Annotated in this window: 23 protein-coding genes; 18 read left to right on the top strand and 5 right to left on the bottom strand. The window is 53.1% G+C overall.

Annotated features, from left to right (window positions below):
• The first annotated feature begins 19 nt into the window (after positions 1-19).
• From uraD to L1N82_RS13960, 13 genes are all read left to right on the top strand, one after another.
• On the top strand, positions 20-517 hold the full coding sequence (gene uraD, locus L1N82_RS14020; protein ID WP_235288060.1) for a 2-oxo-4-hydroxy-4-carboxy-5-ureidoimidazoline decarboxylase: 498 nt from the start codon (positions 20-22) through the stop codon (positions 515-517).
• A 63-nt stretch (positions 518-580) separates the two neighbouring features.
• Positions 581-1540: a factor-independent urate hydroxylase gene (pucL, locus tag L1N82_RS14015; protein ID WP_235288059.1), complete on the top strand. Its 960-nt coding sequence runs from the start codon at positions 581-583 to the stop codon at positions 1538-1540.
• The gene (gene uraH, locus L1N82_RS14010) at positions 1540-1908 is read left to right on the top strand and encodes a hydroxyisourate hydrolase (protein ID WP_235288058.1); all 369 of its coding nucleotides are present in this window, start codon (positions 1540-1542) and stop codon (positions 1906-1908) included. Before pucL ends, uraH begins: the two co-directional genes overlap by 1 nt.
• Before the next feature lie 81 nt (positions 1909-1989).
• The gene (locus L1N82_RS14005) at positions 1990-3411 is read left to right on the top strand and encodes an allantoinase (RefSeq protein WP_235288057.1); all 1422 of its coding nucleotides are present in this window, start codon (positions 1990-1992) and stop codon (positions 3409-3411) included.
• 3 nt (positions 3412-3414) lie between these two features.
• The gene (gene allC, locus L1N82_RS14000) at positions 3415-4668 is read left to right on the top strand and encodes an allantoate deiminase (protein ID WP_328284486.1); all 1254 of its coding nucleotides are present in this window, start codon (positions 3415-3417) and stop codon (positions 4666-4668) included.
• A complete protein-coding gene (locus L1N82_RS13995) occupies positions 4665-5942 on the top strand; it encodes a pyridoxal-phosphate-dependent aminotransferase family protein (protein WP_235288056.1) in 1278 nt (425 codons plus the stop codon). Before allC ends, L1N82_RS13995 begins: the two co-directional genes overlap by 4 nt.
• 110 nt (positions 5943-6052) lie before the next feature.
• Positions 6053-6445, top strand: coding sequence for a hypothetical protein (locus L1N82_RS13990; protein ID WP_235288055.1), 393 nt, complete (start codon positions 6053-6055; stop codon positions 6443-6445).
• Between the two features lie 196 nt (positions 6446-6641).
• Positions 6642-7958 carry a deoxyguanosinetriphosphate triphosphohydrolase family protein gene (locus L1N82_RS13985; RefSeq protein ID WP_235288054.1) on the top strand — a complete coding sequence of 439 codons (1317 nt, stop codon included), beginning with the start codon at positions 6642-6644 and terminating at the stop codon, positions 7956-7958.
• 102 nt (positions 7959-8060) lie between these two features.
• Complete coding sequence (locus L1N82_RS13980) at positions 8061-8573, top strand: YsnF/AvaK domain-containing protein (RefSeq protein WP_235288053.1); 513 nt, start codon at positions 8061-8063, stop codon at positions 8571-8573.
• 70 nt (positions 8574-8643) lie between these two features.
• Positions 8644-9273, top strand: a complete 630-nt coding sequence (locus L1N82_RS13975; RefSeq protein ID WP_235288052.1) for a YsnF/AvaK domain-containing protein — start codon at positions 8644-8646, stop codon at positions 9271-9273.
• Between the two features lie 166 nt (positions 9274-9439).
• Complete coding sequence (locus L1N82_RS13970) at positions 9440-11140, top strand: DUF4127 family protein (protein WP_235288051.1); 1701 nt, start codon at positions 9440-9442, stop codon at positions 11138-11140.
• A gap of 80 nt (positions 11141-11220) precedes the next feature.
• Positions 11221-11550, top strand: coding sequence for a chaperone CsaA (gene csaA / locus L1N82_RS13965; protein WP_235288050.1), 330 nt, complete (start codon positions 11221-11223; stop codon positions 11548-11550).
• Positions 11551-11762: 212 nt separating this feature from the next.
• Positions 11763-14993 carry a DEAD/DEAH box helicase gene (locus L1N82_RS13960; protein WP_235288049.1) on the top strand — a complete coding sequence of 1077 codons (3231 nt, stop codon included), beginning with the start codon at positions 11763-11765 and terminating at the stop codon, positions 14991-14993.
• 10 nt (positions 14994-15003) lie between these two features.
• Here L1N82_RS13960 and L1N82_RS13955 read toward each other — a convergent pair whose 3' ends face one another.
• Together L1N82_RS13955 and L1N82_RS13950 are read right to left on the bottom strand one after the other, a co-directional pair.
• On the bottom strand, positions 15004-15966 hold the full coding sequence (locus tag L1N82_RS13955) for a D-2-hydroxyacid dehydrogenase family protein (protein ID WP_235288048.1): 963 nt from the start codon (positions 15964-15966) through the stop codon (positions 15004-15006).
• Between the two features lie 196 nt (positions 15967-16162).
• Complete coding sequence (locus L1N82_RS13950) at positions 16163-17197, bottom strand: zinc-binding alcohol dehydrogenase family protein (protein ID WP_235288047.1); 1035 nt, start codon at positions 17195-17197, stop codon at positions 16163-16165.
• A 122-nt stretch (positions 17198-17319) separates the two neighbouring features.
• Between L1N82_RS13950 and L1N82_RS13945 the strand changes: the two genes are divergently transcribed.
• Complete coding sequence (locus L1N82_RS13945; RefSeq protein WP_235288046.1) at positions 17320-17703, top strand: winged helix-turn-helix transcriptional regulator; 384 nt, start codon at positions 17320-17322, stop codon at positions 17701-17703.
• A 112-nt stretch (positions 17704-17815) separates the two neighbouring features.
• Here the strand turns inward: L1N82_RS13945 and L1N82_RS13940 are convergent, their stop codons facing one another.
• On the bottom strand, positions 17816-18394 hold the full coding sequence (locus L1N82_RS13940; protein WP_235288045.1) for a spore coat protein: 579 nt from the start codon (positions 18392-18394) through the stop codon (positions 17816-17818).
• A gap of 64 nt (positions 18395-18458) precedes the next feature.
• Between L1N82_RS13940 and L1N82_RS13935 the strand changes: the two genes are divergently transcribed.
• The 4 genes from L1N82_RS13935 to L1N82_RS13920 all read left to right on the top strand — a co-directional run bounded on the left by L1N82_RS13935 (position 18459) and on the right by L1N82_RS13920 (position 21655).
• Positions 18459-19373, top strand: a complete 915-nt coding sequence (locus tag L1N82_RS13935) for an RNA polymerase sigma factor (protein ID WP_235288044.1) — start codon at positions 18459-18461, stop codon at positions 19371-19373.
• A gap of 82 nt (positions 19374-19455) precedes the next feature.
• Positions 19456-20259, top strand: coding sequence for a VOC family protein (locus tag L1N82_RS13930; RefSeq protein ID WP_235288043.1), 804 nt, complete (start codon positions 19456-19458; stop codon positions 20257-20259).
• Positions 20252-21052 (top strand): VOC family protein, encoded by an 801-nt coding sequence (locus tag L1N82_RS13925; RefSeq protein ID WP_235288042.1) that lies wholly within the window; start codon positions 20252-20254, stop codon positions 21050-21052. Before L1N82_RS13930 ends, L1N82_RS13925 begins: the two co-directional genes overlap by 8 nt.
• A 36-nt stretch (positions 21053-21088) precedes the next feature.
• The gene (locus L1N82_RS13920; RefSeq protein ID WP_235288041.1) at positions 21089-21655 is read left to right on the top strand and encodes a GyrI-like domain-containing protein; all 567 of its coding nucleotides are present in this window, start codon (positions 21089-21091) and stop codon (positions 21653-21655) included.
• Here the strand turns inward: L1N82_RS13920 and modB are convergent.
• Both modB and modA read right to left on the bottom strand, forming a co-directional pair.
• Positions 21638-22303, bottom strand: a complete 666-nt coding sequence (gene modB, locus L1N82_RS13915; protein ID WP_235288040.1) for a molybdate ABC transporter permease subunit — start codon at positions 22301-22303, stop codon at positions 21638-21640. The two genes, L1N82_RS13920 and modB, sit on opposite strands and share 18 nt — an antisense overlap.
• Positions 22304-22308: 5 nt before the next feature.
• The gene (modA, locus tag L1N82_RS13910; protein ID WP_235288039.1) at positions 22309-23127 is read right to left on the bottom strand and encodes a molybdate ABC transporter substrate-binding protein; all 819 of its coding nucleotides are present in this window, start codon (positions 23125-23127) and stop codon (positions 22309-22311) included.
• Between the last annotated feature and the right edge of the window lie 235 nt (positions 23128-23362).

Raw genomic sequence — 23362 nt, 5'->3', positions numbered from 1 at the left:
ATGGAGGGTCCAAGTCCTTATGAAAGTTACGATAGGCGAGCTGAATAGAATGGGGCATGCTGAATTCTCCCGGCTGCTGGAAGGGATCTATGAGCACTCGCCATGGGTGGCGGAGCTTGCCTCAGGGGCTGGTCCCTTCGAATCAGCAGAGCATCTGGCGATGGTCATGTCGGGAATCGTGGATGATGCCGGCGACGAACAGCAGCTGGGGCTTATTAAAGCGCATCCTGATTTGGCTGCGAGAATTTCTCTAACCGAATACTCCGTGAAGGAGCAGCAGGGCGCGGGATTGCAGCAGCTCAGCAAAGAGGAGTATACACAGTTTGATGAAGCGAACCGGCGGTATAAAGATAAGTTTGGCTTTCCATTTATTATTGCGGTTCGGGGTTTGGACAGGACAGCCATTCTGGAAGCGATCCGCCAGCGGACAGGAAGCACACCGGCCGAGGAGAAGGCGGAGGCTCTCCGGCAGATCCACAAGATTGCACGGCTCCGGCTGTTTGATCTGGTTGAATAGTTAGCCAAGATGGGTTCGGGGATCAGCGTGTGTACAGATAAGAGCATGAGAGGAATGGTTGGTATGATGAAGCTAAAGAGCGGGCGGACGCTGTATTATGGCAAAGGGGATGTAATGACGTACCGAACCTACGCCAAGCCGCTTAAGACTGCTCCTGTGCCGGAATCACGGTATACAGGCGGAGACAATGTCATATTTGCACATAATGTGCTGTTCTCGGTTAGTGGCGAAGCGCTGCTTGCGTCGTTTACGAAGGGCGACAATTCGCTTGTCATTGCGACCGATTCGATGAAAAATCTCATTCTGCGGGAGTCGGCGGCTTATGAGGGTGCGACTACTGAGGGGCTGCTGCACTTTATAGCCGAGCGCTTCTTTGCCAAATATCCTTCTATCACGGGCATCGAAATCAGCGGAGACCGCATTCCGTTCCTGCCGCTTGAAGTGCCCGGACCGGAAGGGCTGGCGCCGAGCGGTTTAGTATACCGGCGCTCGCACAATGACCATGCCAGTGCCTCGCTATCGCTAATCCGGACAGAAGACGGATGTTCGGTGACCGGGCACCGCTGTGTATTATCCAACCTGCAGCTGATTAAAGTGAGCGGCAGCTCCTTTTACGGTTTTGTAAGGGATGAATATACGACTCTGCCGGACAGCTTTGACCGTCCGCTATTTATTTTTCTGGATATTTACTGGCGCTACAGCGATGTTACGGATGCGCTGGACAGCGACAAGGGGGCGTATGCAGCTGCCGAACAAATTCGTGACATTGCGCATGCTGTATTTCACGAATTCAACACCCCTTCCATTCAGCACCTCATTTACCAAATTGGGTTAAGGCTGCTTGCCCGTTATCCGCAGCTCGAAGAGGTCGGCTTTGAGTCTAACAACCGTACCTGGGAAACAGTGGTGAACCCTGCTGAAGGGCTGGAGCCAGGCGTTTTCACCGAGCCGCGTCCGCCGTATGGCTTTCAGGGCTTTACGATGACTAGAGAAGATCTCATCGCTTCTGGAGAGCAATCTTGATGAGCGGGCGGCTGACAACGCATGTGCTGGATCTGTCCAACGGCCAGCCGGCTTCGGGTATGAAGGTCGAGCTCTATATGCTGGCTGGCGGATCGGGTTTGAGCATCAGACTTGCCGAAGCTGTGACTAACAGGGATGGCAGGCTTGATGCACCGCTTATGTCCGGGCAGGACATGAAGCAGGGGATGTTTGAGCTGCTGTTCCATGTAGGCGCGTACTATGACGGCAGGCAGGGTCGTGAATCCGAAGCGACGACACCCTTTCTGGAACAGGTTCCGGTCCGCTTCAAGATTGAAGCGGCAAAGGAGCATTATCATATCCCGCTGCTCATAGCACCCGGAGGTTACAGCACATATAGGGGCAGCTAATGGCAGAGGTCCAGCAAGATAGAATAACCATGGTGCTTAGGAAGCGGAATTGTTAGCTACAAGCTGTGGGGGGTGACGCTTATGTCATTGGATCTGGTCATATACGGAGGGGACGTGGTGCTCCCAAACGGTGTCATGCAGCTTGATATCGGTATAAAGCATGGCCAAATAGCAGTGCTTTGCGGACATGGAGAATCAGGGGCCTGGCCTGCAGAACAGCGGGTGGATGCAGCCGGATTGCATATATTTCCCGGCATGATCGATGTTCACGTCCATTTCAACGAGCCGAACCTTGGACACTGGGAAGGCTTCGCAGCAGGATCATCCGCGCTGGCGGCTGGAGGATGTACGACTTATATTGACATGCCTCTTAACGGCAATCCGCCCACGGTTACCGTTCGTGCATTTGAAGAAAAGCTCCGCCTTGCAGCCGGTCAATCGGTTGTCGACTTTTGTCTATGGGGAGGACTAGTGCCTGGGAATGCCGAGGAGCTGGATGGCATGGCCAAAGCGGGCGCAGCTGGATTTAAAGCGTTCATTTCAAATCCTGGCGGAGAGGGGGAAGGCCGGTTCCGCGAGGTGGATGACTGGACGCTCTACGAGGGCATGAAGCGCATAGCTTCCTTCGGGGGGCTGCTTGCCCTGCATGCCGAGAACGAGGCTATCACATCCTTGCTTGGGGAAGCAGCGGCGTCGGAAGGGCGGACGGATGCGAGGTCATTTGCTGCTTCCCGGCCTGTTGTGGCAGAGACAGAAGCAGTGGGAAAAGCGCTGCATTTTGCCGCTTTAACCGGCTGCAGGCTTCATTTTGTCCATATCAGCAGCCCTGAGGCCGTACGATTAATTTCCGGTGCCAGAGAATCGGGGCTGGATGTAACGGTTGAAACGTGTCCGCACTATTTGCTGCTCACAGATAAAGATATGGAGGCCATCGGACCTGTCGCCAAATGTGCACCTCCCTTAAGAAGCAGGGAGCGGGTTGAACAGCTGTGGGCACTGCTGGAAGAGGGGGAGATTGATCTGATTGCCTCCGATCATTCACCATGTCCTACGTCCATGAAGGAGCCGGCGAGCGGATCATTTCTGGATGCATGGGGCGGCATATCGGGTGCCCAGAGCTCCCTGGAATTAATGCTCCATGAGGGAGTGCGGCGCAGGGGCTTGTCGTATGAGCGAATTTCCAGGCTATTATCCGGCAACCCGGCGAGGCGCTTTGGCTTATATCCCGTGAAAGGCGAGATTATGGTAGGAGCGGACGCAGATCTGGCTCTTGTGGATATGAACAGTTCCTACACCTTGAAGGCAGAGCACCTGAAGTACCGGCATAAACACAGTCCCTATATCGGAAGAACAATCGGCTGCCGTGTAGCTGCGACTTATGTGCGAGGTGTTAAGGTTTATGACTTGAAAAGCAGAGAAGCTGCCGCTAAGAGTTATGGAAGACCCGCTCTGCCGCGAATGATATCCTCGCCGACGCATACTGCAAATCTGAAGGGAGTGTGATTGATGATGCGAATGACGATGGAACAGGCATCTGGTGTGACGAGCCTGCTGGAGAAGCTGGCTGGCTTTGGCAGCACGGCGGATGGCGGGGTCACGCGCCTGCTTTATTCGCCATCCTGGAAGGATGCACAGTCGTTTCTGGAAGCTGCAATGTCGGCCGCCGGGCTGGAGACACGTTATGATCGGGTCGGGAATTTGTTTGGCCGTCTCGAAGGGAAGCGTAAGGAGCAGGGGGTCATCCTCACCGGCTCCCACATTGATACGGTCCGTTCAGGCGGCAGATATGACGGTGCCTATGGGATAGCTGCATCGCTGGCGGCTGTTTCTTTCCTGCGGTCGACATACGGAGAGCCTGGAAGATCCATTGAGGTTGTCTCGTTCTGTGAAGAGGAGGGCAGCAGGTTTCCGCTCGCCTACTGGGGTTCAGGCAATATTACAGGCGCTTATACAACCGGTATGTCCCCTCTCATAGTAGACCCGCAGGGCATTACCCTTGAGCATGCGATGCAGGCTGCCGGATTTGGCAGGGAGGATCAGCCAGAAAGTTTGCGCGAGGATTTGGCCGCGTTCGTAGAGGTGCATATAGAACAGGGTGTCATCCTGGAGAGAACAGGAGGCAAGGTAGGTATCGTGGAGACGATTGCCGGCCAGCGGCGATATGTTATTACCGTAAAGGGAGAGACCAATCATGCCGGAACCACCCCGATGGCGATGAGGCGTGATGCGGTCGCAGGTGCTGCCGAGATGATCGCAATACTGGAAAGAGCCGCGAACAGGGCAGGTGAACCGCTGGTGGCAACGGTAGGGAGAATGAAGCTGCTGCCGAATATTCCGAATGTTATTGCCGGAACAGTGGAATTCACCCTGGACATCCGCCACATATCCGAAACACTGCTGACCGGATTTACCGACGCTGTTATCGGTTCTTTCCACTCCGTTGCAGAGCGGAGAGGGCTTGAGCTGGATGTGCAAGCAGCCCTGCATGCGAGACCGGCGCCGATGGATCCTGTACTGACCGGCAAACTGGAGAAGATATGCTCGGACGGCGGAATCCCATACCGGCGGATGATGAGCGGCGCGGGCCATGACGGGCAGATGTTTGTTAACCGTTGTCCGACAGCGATGCTGTTCGTGCCAAGCAAGGATGGCATCAGCCACTCTCCAGAGGAGTATACAGCTGCCGAGGATTTGGCCTTAGGCGTAGTGGTGCTGGCGGAGATGCTCTATGATCTTGCTTATGAGGAGATACTGACATGACCTGCTACGCAGATTTGGCGCCATCGTCACGAAGAATAATGACCCCAGGACCGGTGGAGGTTGATCCGCGGGTGCTGCGGGCACTCTCCTACCCCATACTTGGACAATTCGATCCAGAGTTTACCGCCCTCATGAATGAGACAATGGAGATGCTCCGGCTGCTGTTCCGCACCGGCAACAAGTGGGCATATCCTGTGGACGGGACCTCCCGCTCCGGTATAGAAGCCGTGCTGACAAGCCTGATTGAGCCGGGGGACCGGATACTTATACCGATATACGGACGATTCGGCCATTTGCTGCAGGAGATAGCCGAGCGGGTCGGAGGAGAGGTAACGACGATTGAGAAGCCTTGGGGAACCGTATTTGACCCTGAAGAGGTTATTGCTGCTATAGACAGGGTAAAGCCTGAGCTTGTTATTATGGTGCATGGGGAGACATCTACTGGGCGCATTCAGCCGCTGGAAGCCATCGGACGGGAATGCCGGCGGCGGGATATTCTGTTTGTGGTGGATGCTGTAGCGACGATAGGGGGTGTGCCGGTTGAAACGGATGAATGGTGTATGGACGCGGTGATCGGCGGCACGCAAAAGTGTTTGTCCGTACCTTCCGGCATGGCACCGGTTACGTATAACTCACGGGCGGAGAAGAAGGTGCTCGCACGCAAGAGGATCGAACGGGGTTTGCGGATACCGCAGGTGTCGCCCGCTAGCCCAGACTTCATGCTCAGCGAAGCTGAACAGCGTTCTTATATCAGAAGCAATTATCTTGATCTTAGCCAGCTGCAGGATTACTGGAGCCCGTCCAGGCTAAACCATCATACCGAAATGACTTCAATGCTCTACGGACTTCGGGAAGGTCTGCGTATTATGCTGCAGGAAGGGCTGGAAGCCCGGTTCCAGCGCCACAGGCTTCATGAGAGAGCGCTCATTGCCGGCCTCCAAGCGATGGGTGCCAGCCTGTATGGCGACCCTTCCTGCAAGCTGCCGGTCGTGACCTGTGTCAACATTCCGGATGGCATTGACGGAGAATCGGTCAGAGGTATGCTGCTGGAGAAGTTCGGGATCGAAATCGCCAGCTCCTTTGGACTGCTAAAGGGAAGGATCTGGCGAATTGGAACGATGGGCTACAGCTGCCGCAGGGATAATATTCTTCAGCTGCTTGGAGCGCTCGAGGCTGTGCTGCTGCGTCACGGTGTATGTCTGCCCGCTGGAGAAGCCGTTCAGGCGGCGCTTCATGTCTATGATGAAGAGGCTTCCCCTCAGGCTGCTGTCTGACCAACAGCTGTGCGGAGAGCTGCAGCCCGTATCCATCTCTGACATCGGTTCCCTTCATGCAATTCTTCCCCGTCTATGATATTCTATTAGAATCGAGAGGAGGGATTGCCGTGAACCCGGATTTCCTGCAGCTGAAGACAATTGACGGCGAGCTTAAGCTTTCGCAGAAGAAGAGTGACTATGGCGTTACGGTTTCAACGAAGGAATTTGTATTCCATAAACCTCATGTGAATTATCATATAAAGCTGGAAGATATCACCAGCATCACTCCGTTTGAACCTGTGGGTAAACGCAAGGTTTCAATTGAAACCCGCAGCTCGGATACGGTTGAATTTGTAAGCTCAAGAGCGGGTGGGGACCAGTACCGGATTTTCGTCAAGCAGGCCGTGATGCATAACCGGAGCGGCTTGTTCCCGATTGGAGCGATGCAGTTTGTTATCCCGATTAACGAGAGGTTCATGAAGCTGATTGGCGATTACAGCGGCATGCATTTTTTTGAGTAACAAGGGGTGACTGATATAATAGAGGGTTAGCCGTACATGACGGTTAGCCTCTTTTTTGTACCAACAGCTGCGTGTCAGCATACTTTACATAAATATGGATGATAAGCTATGATGAAAGTTAAAAATTCACTGATAATAGATAACGCTTATAAAGCTTGGGAAAGCTATCACTACATTACCGGATAGAGGGATCAGCATGGATATACGAAAAATACGGCTGGATGAATCGGAAAAAACGTATTCAGGCGAAGCTAGGGATGAATATGAGAAAGATTATGCGCGCCTCATTCAATCGCCTGCATTTCGCAGACTTCAGGGGAAATCCCAGGTCTTCGGTGCGGGTACCGGCGACTATTACCGCACCAGGCTGACGCACTCGCTTGAGGTATCCCAAATTGCCAGAGAGGTGGCCAGGCGTCTGGGTAAAACCTATCCGTTCCTGTCAAAGCCTGAGCATCCCGGTCTGATGCTAGAGCCGGAGGTGGTGGAATGCGCGTCCCTGGCCCATGATCTGGGCCATCCTCCCTTCGGGCACAAAGGCGAGGAGGTGCTGGATCGTCTGCTACGCGCGCAGTACGACCTCCCGTATGAAGGCAACGCGCAAAACTTCCGGATACTCATGTTCCTCGAGAAGCGCACAGGCAGCGGGAGCGGACTGGATCTAACGGCAGCCGTGCTGCTGGCAATCAACAAGTATCCTTACAATCTGGGTGAGGCAGGAAGGCTTAAGGGCATATATGAAATGGAGTGGGAAGGAATCAGCAGGCTCAGGGATCAGTGGAGCATGCCGGCCGGAATTGCGACGCTGGAAGCCCAACTGATGGACCTGTGCGACGATATCGCCTACTCGACGCATGATATTGAGGATGGTATCCGGGCAGGGAAAATTTTGATGAGCCGGAATTTCATCGAGGATGACCGTTTGATCGGCCATATTGTACAGGAGATCGTGAATGACCAATACAATATGAGTGTAGGCTGGGATCAGACCGATATACCCGCCATGGTGAAGCAGGTACTGGAAAAGTACCTGGAGCAGTGGGAAACCGTCTACAGGGAGAGCGGCAGGGAGCCTTCAAGAGCCAGACGGGAGATGAAGGCCCGCTGGGTGAGCCGTTTTGCCAGCCAGGTAGGGATTCTGGATGATCCTAAGACCGGTTGGAAGCGTGTCACGTTTGTGAAGGACGGTATGCAGGACTTGGAGCTTCTTCGTACTATGGAGATCCTGAAGAAGCTTGCGTGGGTCACCTTAATTAAGGATTTCCGGGTGCAGCGGCTGCAGAAGCGGAGTGAAATTATGATTACCCGCCTGTGGGAGAGCTTCATTGAATATGACACCGGCAAGCTTATCCTTCCGCCAGACTGGATCGAAAGCTTCGAGGAGCAGAAAGGGAAGTGGCCCTGGGAACGGCTGGTAGCGGATTATATAGCGGGCATGACGGATGCTTATGCCGAGAAGGTCTATTCGGAGCTGTTCGCGAGCCGCTCCGGGTCTATCTATGAACGGGATTAACCGTTGAATTTGGGGTCGTTTGCAGCGATATGCGAGCGTATAACAGCAGCGCATGGGGGTAACCTAGAGGAGCACCATCACTTCTTCTTAGGAGGTTATCCCATGGGCTTTTTCGATTTTTTTAAAGCAGATGAGCAGCAGGAGAAGCGTAACTTCAAGCAGGTGGGCGTAGTGGATACGGAGTTTGCCGAAGAGACGGCAGCCGAATCCGCTGCAGTTGAGGGAGAAGCCACGATGCAGCTCCGGGAAGAAGAAATGGATATCAGCAAGGAGCGCGTCAAGACAGGTGAAGTGGTGATGCATAAAGACGTGGTGGAGGAAGAGAAGCATGTTGAGGTTCCTGTAGCTCATGACGAGGTTGTCATTGAACGCAGGGCGGTCAGTGGCACACCGTCCACCGAGCCGATTGGCGAGAGTGAAACGGTTCACATTCCGGTGACGGCTGAGCATGTTAATGTCGGCAAGCATACGGAAGTGCGGGAAGAAATCTCTGCCCACAAGCGTGAAGTGCAGGAAACCGAGCATGTAGATGATGTCCTGCATAAAGAAGTAGCGCATGTAGAAACAGACGGGGATGCGCTGCTGAGCGACACAGACGCTGATTCCCTACGTTAACGGCACGACCACCCCGCCAAGCCTTTAGTGCTGGCGGGGTGGTATTTTTGATCAGAGAGGAGCAAAGGTCATGCTGAAGAAGATGCTCATGGGAGCTGCAGCAGGCTGCCTGCTGGGCATACTGGCTTCTTACCTCGTGCCAGCTCTCACGCTGACGAACGGACTGTGGTCAGGCCTGTTCCTGGGTGCCGCGGGGGCAGCAGTTATTACCCTTAACCTCCAAGCGATGAAGGGTCAGAGAAAGAGCAAGCACGATGCCGTACTCGCTCATGCAAGGAAAGCGGGTGCAAGCGCCCTGGACCATCATCAGGAGCCAGCCCTTCAGTTAAAGGAAGAAGTGCTGGATATCAGCAAGGATCGTTTAGTAACCGGGGAAGTTACCGTGCACCGCGAAGTTGTGGAAGAGGAAAAGACTGTGACTGTCCCTGTCCGCAGGGAAGAAGTTGTGATTGAGATGCACAACGACGATGCGGAAGCAGGGGATCGCCACCGGTCCGAAACGCTTAGAATCCCGGTTAAAGAGGAAAGAATCGATATCCGAACTTATCCGGTGGCTCTTGAGGAAGTGGATGTTCATACAAGACAGGTGCAAGGGAATGAGCCTGTGACAGTTAAGCTCAAGCATGAGGAAGCTGAAATTGAACCAATCGGTCAGGCGGCAATCATGGAGGACAGGCAGGCTGAGGAAACCAGAACCTGAGAGGGGCAGACCCTTTCAGGTATTTTTTTTGCAGTTTGTGTGCTATACAGGTTGTTTTCTGGCATGCTGGCACCACCTTTATACATGACGGCATAAACAAAAGAGTGGAGGCGGATGCTTCTATATCTTGTTAGGCCGATCACGATAAAGGGAGATGGAGTCCAAGATGAGAAATGTGCTGTATGTCCCCCTTGATGACAGACCTGTGAATCTGGATGATGTCGTAACACTGGGAAGATCGGCGGGTATGAAGGTTCTGACGCCTGACCGCAGTGATGTCCAGAACCGGCTGGATACGAAGGCTGATGCGGATGGTTCCGTACTGCTAGCAACTTCTTCCCCTGTCTATGGCTGTACAGCGAATATTAGACAGTTTATATTGGATCATGCATCAAAGGCCGATGGGTTCATTATTTCAACGGATATGCTGGCTTATGGCGGGCTAATTGGCAGCAGGAGGCTCCGGAGCAGCGGTGGCGGCAACTATCCGGAATACGATGATCAAACTACATGGCTGCTGGATGTAATTCGGCTCGTCAAGCAATCGTATCCGGATAAGCCGGTCTTTGTGCTGGATACGATCATGCGGCTGGCGACAACCACATTTGTTGAAGGTCTTGATTACGAGGCTTACAGGGAATCACGTGCGCTGATGCAGCAGCCGCGCAGGCGGTTAACCCGGTTTGAAGACATACTTGAAGGGTATGACCTGTCCCCGGAATCGAGCTATGGGGTGACACATCATTTTGATAAGGAAATGTATTATAACGCCCGGAAGCATAAATTCAAGACCAATCGCTATGTGATGGAGAAGCTTGCGAAAGCGGGTTACATTGATTTTTTAGCAGTGGGTGGGGATGATTCTTCCACGCAAGGCGTGCAAGCTAATGAGATAAGCTATCTGGAAGAGCGGGTTAACGAGTGGCTGGGCGGCACCGGCGGGCAAAATCCCGACCGGGCCATTATTTTGCCGGATGCGGATGGGCTGGGTCATGCCTTAATGGCGAGGATGGCTAATACCCTGTACCGATGCGGCTCCAAGCCGCGGTATTCGGTTGCTTATTTTGGCATGGATGGCACGTCTATTATTAATCCATATGAATATATGAATGTGCATGATAACATCAGGCGTCATGTGGATATTGTCGGCGGCCAGCTGGTGACGGAGGCACCGGATGCTGAAATTATCGCGATTACAGAAGCAGGTCAGTCTTCAAGCGCCATCATGAGGATGGAAACCAACAGCGTCGAGCGGATTCCGACAGTTGTGATTGACTTTGTGGCGAAGGGGGCCGCGAACCGTGAGGTTACAGATGCGCTGCTGGACAGCCATTTCACAGGCCGTCTGCTAGGCTACAGCGGCTGGAATACGGCAGGCAATAAGATAGGAATTGCAATTGGGATGGGGGAGGCACGGCTTGCTTTTATAACAGCGGAGCGTAACCCAGCTATCCTGCAGAAGGCAGTCCAGGCACATGGTTCGCTGCTATTTAAGCGATTCCTAAAGGATTACTACTATAAAGCGGTAGCCATTGGGGACATTCGAGCCTATTCACGGTCGCATTCGCTGTATGAGAATACCGCCGCGGTCGCGGACCAGAATATGGAGCTCTTTAACAGCGAGGAGGATTATGGAGCACTGCAAGTGCTTCTGCGAGACCTGATGCAGCGCTATACGGAGACGCTCGCACGCCGGAATGCCTTTTCGATCGGTATGAAAAGCACATCCTGTGACATACGTCAAATCAAGTGGGACGGCTGGTCGTATGCGCACTATGAAAAGGCAGTGCTCCCGTACCGTAATCCCAGCTTTACATGGGGGCGCGCCTTTGAAATTATGTTAAGCCCTGAGGTTAAGCTGCATTAAAGACAGATCTGTGTTTGTGAAACCACCCTCCTGTTTGCTTCGTCCTATAGGAATAACAGCAAGTAAGGGAGGAAGAGACAGTGGCAGATTTCAGTGATTTTATGAAGCTGGACATTCGGATCGGCACAATTCTTACAGCAGAACCGTTTCCGGAAGCTCGTAAGCCGGCATACAAGCTAGGAATTGATTTTGGTGAGCTTGGCATGAAGATGTCGAGCGCGCAAATTACACAGCGCTATACGCCTGGGGAGCTTATTGGCAGGCAGGTTGCGGCAGTCGTTAATTTTCCGGTTAAACGGGTGGCAGGCTTCAAATCCGAGGTGCTGGTGCTGGGGGCGGTGCCCGGTGAGGGGGATGTCGTGCTCATAGCTCCGGATGTTCAGATACCTAATGGAACGCCCATTGCGTAATGAGATAGAACAAGACCCGGCAGCCGTCAGGCTTCCGGGTCTTGTTCTAAGGTAATTTCTATTCGGGCGGATACAGAGTGCTGGCCGAGAGGATTTAATAATCGGTTTTGGTGCGATACAATGGAGACTGATGAACGAAGGCCTCAGACGTCTGAGGGAAGCGTGGCTTCCTTATATTGTCCGTGACAAATCCATGCCGAGGAGATTACAAGTTGAGCTTTCAATTAAATGAATCGATCATGAGACGTCTCTGCGGCAGATTTGCTTATGAGGACGGCGAATATCTATATAGAGCAAGCCTGGTCAGCGTTACCCGTTCCGAGCCGGGCATCCGGCGTTATGAAGCGGAAGTGGGCGGAGAGGACGGCGGCGGGAGGGTAGAGCTCCGGTTACCTGAAGACGGTGAGATTACAGCTGTATGCTCCTGCCCTGTATTTCATCCAGAAGATCAATACTGCAAGCATATTGCCGCCGTACTGCATGCTGTTTATATCTTAGAGCAGTCCGAAGGATCTACGGCTGAAGAGGAAGGCGCCCTAAGCCAGCCGGATTATACCGTCCTGATGAACCAGGTCTTGGAGCTGTTCGATGAGGGGCCGCAGCGGATGACTGCTACAGGCTCTTATTACGATAACCGGACCGAACTAGCAATAACTTTTATTATCAGTGTGTTCCTGTCGCGGGACAACCGTCCGATGCTCGGTATTGGACTGATGGCCGGGACAGACAAGCTATACACTGTGAAGGAGGTTCGTAAATTCCTCGAGCAGGTGGATAACCGCCGGGCGTACCGTTTGTCCAGAAGTTTGGTTTATGACGCCGAGCTGCACAGCTTTATGCAGGAGGATCATAAAGTTATTCAGCTGTTAATTGATATCGCCTATATGGAGCAGGAGAAAACAGTAAAGGCGGGACGTTCTTCTGACCTGCTTCCAATACCGGCCGCTATGTGGAGCGAGCTTGCTCCTCTGCTCACAGCTGCTGTTTCTGTAAAGCTGCTGCAGGGAGGGCTTCTTTATGAGCAGGATATTATAACGGATGGTAAGCTGCCGCTGGTGTTTGAGTTAGACCGGTCAGACAGGCTGAAGGACGGTTACCGGCTTGTGATCCGGGGTTTGGAGAGCATCGTTCTGCTGGAAGCCTATGGGCTGGTTCAGGCTAAAGGCTGCCTTGTGCGGATGCCGGCCCGGCGGATCAAGCGCCTGAGCGAGCTGGTGCAGCTTTTGTCCGTATCTGCTTCGAGACAGCTGCACATGACGGCCGGGCAAGCTGGTGTTTTCATTAGCAAGGCGATGCCCGGCCTTGCTCAGATCGGCGAAGTACAGGTTGCGGATACTGTGGCCGGCGTCCTTGTACAGGAGCCGCTTCGGGCATCTCTCTACCTGGACCGGATTAAGGACCGGCTGCTCGCAGGTTTGGAGTACCGCTACGGAGATGTAATTTTTAATCCCTTGGACGAAAGTACTGGAAGCCCCGCCCAGGAACGGATCTTTATTCGGGAGGAGGAGAAGGAGCGGCGTATCTCCGAGCTGCTGGAGCAAAGTGCATGGATGAGAACAGAGGGCGGATATGTACTGGCAGGTGAGGAGGAGGAGTATCACTTCCTAAGCCAGGTGCTTCCAGAGCTGGAGAAGCAGGTGAAGGTGTATGCAACATCTGCGGTGAAGGTGAGGCTCTTCAAGGGGCACGTGAATCCGAAAGTCAGCATCAGCTTCGATGAGCGGACAGACTGGCTGGAATTCAAATTCGATATAGATGGCATCCCCGAAGCCGAGATTCGTAAAATTATTCGAGCCCTTCAGGAAAAGCGCCGGTATTACCGGCTGCCAGACGGCGCCCTGCTCCCTATGGAAAACGAGCAGTTCCAAGAGATACTCCGTCTCATGAACGAAACCGGTCTGCACAAGGTAGATTGGGAGGGGACATCCGCAAAGCTCCCGCTCACAAGCGGCCTGCATCTCGACAGCTATGATCGAAGCCGAGGGGCGGTAAGCCTCAACAGGTCACTGCGGCTGCTGCTGGAGCATATTCGTAACCCGGATCATCTGAATTTCCCGGTTCCGCAGGAGATGGAAGCGGTGCTAAGGGATTATCAGCACTTCGGTTACCAGTGGCTCAAGACACTGGCTCATTACCGTTTTGGCGGCATACTGGCGGATGAGATGGGTCTCGGCAAAACCGTGCAGAGTATCGCATACCTGGCGTCTGTACTGCAGGAAATCCGATCGTCGGGGCAGCCTGCGCTCATTGTATGTCCGGCCTCACTGATGTACAACTGGCACCAGGAGCTGAGCAGGTTTGCTCCGGCTGTCAGAGCGGTTATAGTGGATGGTTCAAAGACGCAGCGGGAAGCAGCGCTCCGCAATACCTTCTCTGCCGATGTGTTCATTACCTCGTACCCGCTGCTGCGGAGAGATGCTGCTGCGTTTGCGCAGATTCCGTTTCATACCTTATTTTTGGATGAAGCGCAGGCCTTTAAGAACTATACGACTCAGACCGCGCAGGCGGTTAAGGGGGTACAAGCCCGTCACCGGTTCGCTCTTACAGGAACACCGATTGAGAACCGGCTGGAAGAGCTGTGGTCGATATACAGTATCGTGTTTCCCGGGCTGTTTCCTGCCAGGAAGGCTTTCATCGAACTGTCCGGCGAGTCTGTTGCCAAGCGGATTCGGCCATTTCTGCTGCGCAGGTTAAAATCTGATGTGCTGAAGGAGCTCCCGGGCAAAATTGAGTCCGTGCAGTTATCCGAGCTGCTGCCTGAACAGAAGAAGCTCTACGCGGCTTACCTCGCAGAGCTTCGCCAGGAAACACTCAAGCATCTCAGCTCAGGGAGCTTCCAGAAACAGCGTATCCGGATATTGGCCGGGCTCACGCGCCTGCGTCAGCTGTGCTGCCATCCAGCCTTGTTTGTGGAGGGCTACAGCGGAAAATCCGCTAAATTCGAGCAGCTGCTCGATATGGTCAGGGAGCTCAGAAGCTCCGGGAGAAGAGTGCTCGTATTCTCGCAGTTTACGGAAATGCTCGGCTTGATCGCACGTGAACTTGGGCAGCAGGGTGTGCCTTTCTTTTATTTGGATGGTGGAACAGGGGCAAGAGAGAGGGTTGAGCTCTGCGCGCGGTTTAACAACGGGGAAAAGGATGTGTTCCTGCTATCGCTTAAGGCTGGCGGTACGGGATTGAATTTGACGGGCGCAGACACGATTATCCTGTATGATCTCTGGTGGAACCCTGCGGTTGAACAGCAGGCGGCGGACCGGGCCCACCGCATCGGCCAGACTCGGGTGGTACAGGTAATCCGCATGATCTCGGAGGGCACGATTGAAGAGAACATGGTCCGCCTGCAGCAGAGAAAGATGAATCTGGTCGATGAAGTAATCCGGCCGAATGAGGGTGCCGCGAGCATGCTGACAGAGGACGACATCCGTGAGCTGCTGATGCTGTAGCTTGTGATATCTACCGTATCTGATCCAGATTCACAATACCCGTCGTATCCCCGTCTATAACGTACCCGATGATCCGGTCGACAGCGGTGTTGATAAACTGGCTGAACATCCGGTCGGTTTTCCAGCCGATGTGCGGGGTCAGGATCACGTTATCAAGGGATAGCAGCGGATGGTCCGGGGCAAGCGGCTCCTGAACAAAAACATCCAGAGCGGCTCCGCCGATCCGTTTCCGGGCAAGGGCGCTGATCAGCGCATCTTCATCCACGATCTGTCCCCGGGAGGTGTTAATCAGCAGGGCGGTTGGCTTCATTATCTGAAAGTGCTGCTCCTTAAGCAGACAGTTCGTCCGCTCTGAGAAGCGGATTGTAAGACAGATCATATCGGATTGCTGAAGCAAATGCTCAAGCGCTGCGTAGTCTGTATGCTGTTCTCTGGCACGCTGAACGGTTAGATTTGGGCTCCAAGCCAGCACATTCATGCCGAAGGCATTGGCAGCGGCTGCGACACGTGAGCCGATTTTGCCGAGTCCGATGATGCCAAGTGTCTTGCCTTCCAGGCTGGCGCCTATGGCATCAGGCCATTCGCCGGCGGACACCTGCTTATGCAGAGGAATAATCCGCCTTGAGTAAGCAATCATAAATCCGATAATCAGCTCTGCAACGGCACCCGAGCCGCCGGGCGTTGTGGTGACGGGGATCTTCAGACGGCTTGCTTCGTTCATATCAATATGCGCCAGTCCTGAACCAGTCTGCGCGATGAGCTTCAAATGCGGAAGCTGTGACAGCAGAGACTTGGTGAATCTGGTCCGCTCGCGAACGGGAATAACAATATCCGCTTCAGCCAGCCTCTCCAACAAGCGCTCTTCAGAGGGCTTGTCATGGTAAGCGGTGACCTCAAAATGCTCCCTGAGCCGTGTTATACTGGCATGTTCAATCATGTATCGTTCCCAATCATCCAGTATGGCTACTTTCATAAATCGGCTCCTCCCTAATCTGTTATCAGGGTAATCCTACCATATATTAGCGATGCTTAGAAGAGAAGGGGTGTCCCGGCAAGTCATCTCATATGACTGCGGTACACCCCCTCTATATGTCCAAGCGTGTTCAGTAAGCACATGGTGCGGGTTGTGATGAGTAATTATTGTTGACAGTCTTCAAGAGGCTTCTTTCTCAGAAATTCTCCAATACAATTTTGCCAATTGTGCGGCCTTTCTCGATTGCAGCGTGAGCTTTCTTGAGATTGGCGGCATGAATAGGCTCAAGCTTTTCCGTTAGAGTGGTGCGGATTATGCCCTGGTCAACGAGGCGTGCAAGCTCATTAAGTAGATTGTGCTGTTCGATCATGTCGTCGGTCTCATACATGGCACGTGTAAACATGAACTCCCAGCAGAAGGCTGCGCTCTTGTTCTTCAGCAGGGTCAGGTTCAGCGGCTGGTCGGTTTCCACAATGGAGCAGATCTTGCCCTGGGGTGCGATTGCCTCCGCCATGCTGGACCAGTGCTGCTCCGTACTGTTCAGACACAATATGTAGTTGACGTGCTGCAGACCAAGCTTGTTCAGCTGGGGGACAAAGTCTTCATAATGGCTGATGATATAATCGGCACCCATTTCCTCGGCCCAAGCGGCTGACTCGGTTCGTGAGGCTGTGCCGATCACCGTAAGCCCTGCGTACTTGGCCAGCTGAATGGCGATAGAGCCGACGCCTCCGGCTGCGCCTATGATCAGAATCGTCTTTCCTGCTCCCTGGGGTTGTCCAGCCTGAATACCCATCCGGTCGAACAGTGCTTCCCAAGCGGTGATTGCAGTTAAGGGGAGTGCGGCTGCTTCTGCAAAGGACAGTGTCTGCGGCTTGCTGCCGACAATACGCTCGTCTACTAGCTGAAACTGGCTGTTGCTTCCGGGCCTTGTGATGCTGCCCGCGTAGTAAACCTGGTCGCCCGGCTTAAATAAGGTGCAATCCGGCCCTACCTGCTCCACGATGCCAGCTGCATCCCAGCCAAGTATTCTCGGCTCTTCTTCTGTCCGTTCCTTGGGGGCTCTGATCTTGACATCTACAGGGTTGACCGATACTGCCTGCACACTGACAAGCAGGTCCCTGCCTCGAGGCGTAGGCTTCTGAAGCTTGACATCGAGCAGGCTTTCCGTCTGCTCAATGGGAAGGTATTTGTGAAGACCTACAGCCTTCATGGTTTTGTTCTCAGTCATTACATTCATCTCCTATGCTTGCTTGATTGAATACAGTTGTTATTTTACCCAACAGACTTTAGTATAGTAAGTACGCACATTAATGTGATGTAGTATCAAAATGTATACTGAGGGTGAAGAGAATGCGGGACAGGAAGAGCGGTTATGGACAGTGCTTCAATGAAGAAGGATGTCCGGTCGAATATACATTGGATGTAATAGGGGGCAAGTGGAAAGGGGTACTGCTGTATCATCTGATCGGGGGAACGAAGCGGTTTAACGAATTCCGCAAAATATGCCCGACAATCACGCAGCGTATGCTGACCCTGCAGCTCAGGGAATTAGAGCAGGACGGCATAGTCCACCGGGAGGTTTACCACCAGGTGCCTCCGAAGGTAGAATATTCGCTTACGCCTTTCGGAAGGACGCTGGAGCCTATCATTTTACAGATGAAGGAATGGGGGGAAACCTACCGTAACCAGCCGTCCGCCGAGGTTGCAAGGAAGGAGACGGGCGGGGAGCTCTGATAGACAGACTCTAATGCTGCTGCCATGAGGCAGAGCTGCCGGCCTCTAGGAATGAATGGAAGGCTGCCTGTGCAGGCAGCCTTTTTTAGTACTGTAATTAAGAATATTCGCCTTAACTGTACAACTGAGCAGGATTATGCTGCGGCACGGGCTGATAGATCTGCTGCATGGCCATGATCGTGCTGTCCTGTGCGTACTGAACAGGATAAATGCCACGACGAGCCATGTAATTCCACACCTCATAAGCGTGATGAGAACACATCCGGAACGCATCCTCCAGAAAAACGCGGAGCCGGGGCGTCAAGCATTCCATCGCAGACCAAGCGTATTCACGTCCAGCCCGCTTCAAATTCAGCAGGTAAGAGGTGGCAATCGAACGGTCATCAAGCTGCTGGAGCTTTACCTGCGGCTGAACGCCAGCATATTGCGTGCTTGGAATTGCGCTGACCGGCTGCATATTCAAGACGGGTACGTCCAGCTGATCGCGGGACATCATCTGGTTCGCGAACTCAACCTTCATGTTGTAATCCTGCACATGAGCGGAATAGTGGCGGATCAGCATATCACGCAGCTCCTGATCCTGCGCTTGACCAATGAACAGGGCCATGGTTTGGATGGAATTGGTACAGCTGAGGAGCAGCTCGTTCAGTTCGTGCGCCTCATGGGAACCAAGCCGGCTTATTGTAAGCATGTGTTTACCCTCGCTTTTTTCTCGTCAATTAAGCAGATGCTCTGCTCTAGATAATATGGAGACTATGTCTTGTAATTATGTGCAGATTGAGAAAAATTGGACATTTAGCAGGAATTATCCGCAAATAGGCGAATATACATTCGTATCCTTCGATTTTACCCCGATGGACCCAACCTTCATGATGGAGATGCAGCCGATGAACATATCTGGTTTCCATGAAACATCCGGTCAAGGCTTAACGGAATGGCTGGCCAATATCAGGCCTGATTTGCAGCGCTACTGCCGGTCTCTCACTCGTTCGGAGTGGGAAGCGGAAGACCTTGCGCAGGATACGCTGTTGAAAGTACTCGCACATACTCAGCGTGATGAAGCTGTGGCTGGTCCAGAAGGCAATAGGGAAATAAACAGGGCATATGTGTTTAGAACGGCCCGTAACTTGTGGATCGATGGATACCGAAAGACTGGCCGCAGGCAGCTGGAAGTCTTCGAAGAAGGGAAGGCAGGGGCAGTCGTACATTTGGATGAATATCCGCATGACATGGAGGAACTGCTTCAAACGCTGCTCAAGGTATTGATGCCCAAGACGTTCGTTATTCTGCTGCTCTGTGATGTGTATCAGTTTACGGCTAAGGAAGCCGGGGCCTGTATTGATATGTCAGAGGTGGCCGTACAGGTGGCGCTATCACGCGCCCGTGGAAAGCTTCGCCAGTTTGCCGGGGTATTCGGCGGACAGCCGGTTACCAGGGCGGAGCATAAAATCCACGCTGCCAGAGCAGGCAGTGGTTCACCTGAGAAGCTTCAGCAGCTGCTTGAAGCAGTAATTCACGCTTTCGAGGGGCATGACCCACAGCTTATTCACTACGCTTATATGCGCTTGTTCGATAATGGCATACCTGTTGATTCCATTCGTTTGCTTGACGGCAAGCTTGTATTTACCATTATTGACCCCAGCGGCAATCCGCTTATGGTGACAAGCTGAATCTTTTTATCATCTTGTGTATGGTTTCGTACCGGAATTCCGTTTACATAGCAGAGTCCTTATTATTAAGGGAGGCAGGAGTATGATTGAACGAATTGACAAGGTAATGCTGCCGGTACCTAATGCAGCAGCTGCTGCTGAGTGGTATGTCCGGGAATTTGAATTCGACATTGCCAGAATAAGAGAGAGGTGTGTAGATTTAAGGCTGACCGGAGGAGATACGCTCTTAACATTGACCGAGCCCGAGGCGGGAAGTGTCTGGTCACCGCTTCTTCATCTGGATGCGGAAGGCCATGTGCCGTGCTTTAACCTCTACACACACTGGGAGGACCTTCATGCCCGCTGGCTGAATGAACGCGGAATTCAGACGACTGAAGCATTGGAAACTCCGGTGATGAAGGTAAGTGAGCTGAGCGATCCTTATGGCAATGTTGTCGGAGTTTGCCATGAGAAGCCTGAATCTTTATTTTACAAGCCATATGCCAAGCCCGTACCTCCGATGTTTCATCATGTGCTGGCCGTCTTCATCCCCGTTCTCGAGCTTGATTCATCGATTGAGTGGTATACCGCGATGCTCGGATTTAAGCTCCATAACCACTGGGGGGAAGGGGCTGACCTGATGATTGGATCGGGAGAAACGATTGTCACGATGATTCAGATGAGCAGAGAGTCACACGAGCAAGCGAAGACCGCGCTTAGAGGCAGACCTTATTATTCCCTGCAGACACCGAATGTTCACGAGACTTACCGGGCTCTCAGCGGGCAGGGTGTCAGGGCAGTGATTCCTGATCACAAGTGCAGTGGAAGCATGAGCCGCTTCAATTTTATTTCGCCCGAAGGTCTCATTGTTCAAATATCCGAGAAGGAGCTGATTAAAATTGGCTAAAAGTGTAGATAAGAGCGGGAAGCTGACCGTTGTTCCACTGGAAAACAGAGTAGGCGGTGTTTTTATTCATGTAACCGATTTAATGCGGGCTGCGGAGTGGTACAGCCGATTGTTTGGTCTCCCGGTCAAGCAAGAGCGTCTGAATGGCGGACCGGTGTATTGGTTTGATTTCCCTGTAACTGATCTTATATTGGACACTAATTCAGAGAACCGCAAGAATCCGTCGTGGCATGAAGGGATGAAGCCCCGTTTCCTGCTCCCGGTATCTGACATTGACGAAGCTTACCAATACATAGAGGAGCATGGGAAGCCGCTGACGGAACCGGAACGCCATGGTTCAACGGCTTACTTCATCTTCAGAGACCTTGAGGGCAATAACCTGATGGCCTGCTGGACAGAGGAGCCGATCCTAAACGATGAACAACCGGCCGCTTCGCCCATTCTCCCGCGAATAGGCGGTGTTTTTGTTGATGTTAAGGACATGAAGCAGGCTGCTCGCTGGTATTCGGAGCTGCTTGGACAACCGCTGAATGAGGCGGGAGCAGAGCACCCTGTTTATCCGGTTCCGGTCACCAGTGGGGCAGCGCTGCTGCTCGATCAGAACCGTCACCTGAACAGTGAGGCTTTTACAGAGATTATGTACTTAGAGACGCATGATTTTGAGGCTGCGCTTGAACATTTGAAGTCTATAGGCGTCGAGCTCGCCGGTGAGCCCGCTTATTTCGACAACCTGTCGGAGGTTCCGGTATTGGACCCGGACGGGAACCGTATTGTGATTGCGCAGATGAAGTGAAGGTCGGATTGATGAGACTTTAGGAAGGGTGAAACGATGGAGCATTCAGCAAATACTGCAGGCGGCCGAATACTTGGTGCAGTTGTGGTACAAGGAAGAAGACGGCAGGTGGCAGGTCTTGAGTACGCGGTCTGCCAGCAGCAGAAAAAGCCTCAAGAGGTTATACCAATGTTCTGGCAGGCGTTTATGGAGCGTATTGATGAAATTCCCGGCCGTTTAGAGAAATCATGCACCATTGGGCTGTATCTGTATGAGCCGCCCTTCGGTCCAGGACAGGATTTTCGCTATATGGCGGGAGTGGAAGTGGCGGGAGATGAAGCAGTCCCGCTTCCTGAGGGTATGGTCACAAGAACGATTGAGGAAGCTGACTGTGTTGTGGTTACTTACCGCGGCAAGGCTGAGGATTTCGGAATCGTCTGGGACTGGTTTCATGGAGAATGGTTCCCGCAGCAGTCTGAGTATGATGCAGTAGACCACTTCGAATTCGAGCGTCATGACGAGCGTTATCTTGGGGGCGATCAGGAGGAATCCGTATTCGAAATGTACTTCCCGGTTAAGCGGAGAGCTGCCAGCTCCGGCAGCGGGCTACCTTCGTTCCAGTAACCCGGCAAGGAGCAGCATGAGGAAGGAGAAGAGCACGATGGCACCAGCCCATATCCAGGCAAGCAGCGTCTCGTTGCCTTCAACTGCAACGAATATAGCGGTGGGAATCGTCTGAGTACGGCCGGGAATGTTGCCCGCAATCATGAGGGTGGCGCCGAATTCTCCAAGTCCGCGCGCAAAGCCCAGAATATAACCACCTGTAAGCGACCGGAAGGCGAGGGGGGCGGTGATATGGCGGAACACCTGCCATTCCCCGGCCCCCTCTGCTCGTGCTGCGTCTTCAACTTCCTGGTCGACCGCATCAAATCCTGCCCGCATGGTCCGGTATGCAAGCGGAAAAGCGACAGCGGCAGCCGCAATAACAGCAGCACCCCAAGTGAAGATGATCGGGTGTCCTGTGAGCCATTCATAAGCCTGTCCAAGCCAGCTGCGGCGGCCAAGCGCCATCAGGAGCACAAAACCGACGACCGTTGGGGGAAGGACGAGCGGAAGCAGCAGCAGGGTCTCTACAAGCGTCTTGCCGGGGAAGTTAGCCCTTGACATCCATCTTGCGGCTGCAGCTGCAGCGAGGAAGACGATCAGGCTGGAAGCAAGCGCAACCTTGACCGAGATGGCAATAGGGGGAAGAATTACAGACCAGTCATACATACTCGCTACTCCTTCTGCTCGGTCGGTATACGAAAGCCGTAATCCCGGAACAGGTCCGAAGATTCCTCGTTCAGCATGTAATTCAGTAAAGCAGCTGCTTCTTTACGGTTGGATGATCGCTCCACAACAGCCGCTTCATAAATAATCGGGCTGTGCCATTGTTCTGGAACCCGGTAGACGACGGATGCTGCGCTGCTGCTGGCGGCATCAGTAGAGTACACGAAACCCGCATCGGCATTCCCGCTGTTCACATAGGTGAGAACCTGTTTTACATCCTTGGCCATAACCAGCTTAGGCTTCAGCATCGCCCAAAGACCGGCATACTCAAGGGTTTCCCGGGTATATTCGCCGGCTGGAACGACGTCCGGCTCTCCGACCGCAATGCGCCTAATTTCCTCGTTCAGCAGGTCTTCCAGCTTGGACGGACGTACTGCCTTATCGTCAGGTGTAATCAGCACAAGCTCATTCAAGAGCAGCTGCTTTCTGCCGGCAACCGTCTTGGTACTGCTCAGTTTATCCATAGGTGCAGTGCCGGCTGATAAGAACAGATCAACTGGAGCCCCTTCAGCAATCTGTTTGGCAAGAGCCCCCGAGGAGCCCAAATTAAGGGTGATGGAAACTCCGGGATGCTGCTGCTCATAGGCAGCCGCCAACTCGCGAAGACTGTCCTGCAGGCTTGCAGCCGCTGACACAATCAGCTCCGTTCTGTCAGCTTTACTGTCCTGATTCGTGCATCCGCTAACAAGCAAGAGGGCAAGCATTAGCTGCAATAGGGTAAAGAAACGCGGTCGAACCCGTATAAAGCCAGGTAATTTATTATTCATCCCCGACAACTCCGATGCTCCAAATATGGAAACTATACTAACATAACTGCTTCTTTAATGGAACTGCACGATATGAATTAGGCTGCGCTCGGCGTTTACTTGCAACTGATACTGCCCGTTCAGTACAATAGGGCATGAAGGTCCGGCATGGACCTTGCAGCAGGAGATTGGGCGAATAAGCTCTATCACTCCGCGCGAGAACCGGCGGGACATCTACATAATTTAAATACCGGGA

Origin of the sequence: Paenibacillus tarimensis, from assembly GCF_021532315.1 — a bacterium.
GTDB lineage: Bacteria > Bacillota > Bacilli > Paenibacillales > Paenibacillaceae > Paenibacillus_I > Paenibacillus_I tarimensis.
This window is presented reverse-complemented; position numbering and strand designations above follow the sequence as displayed.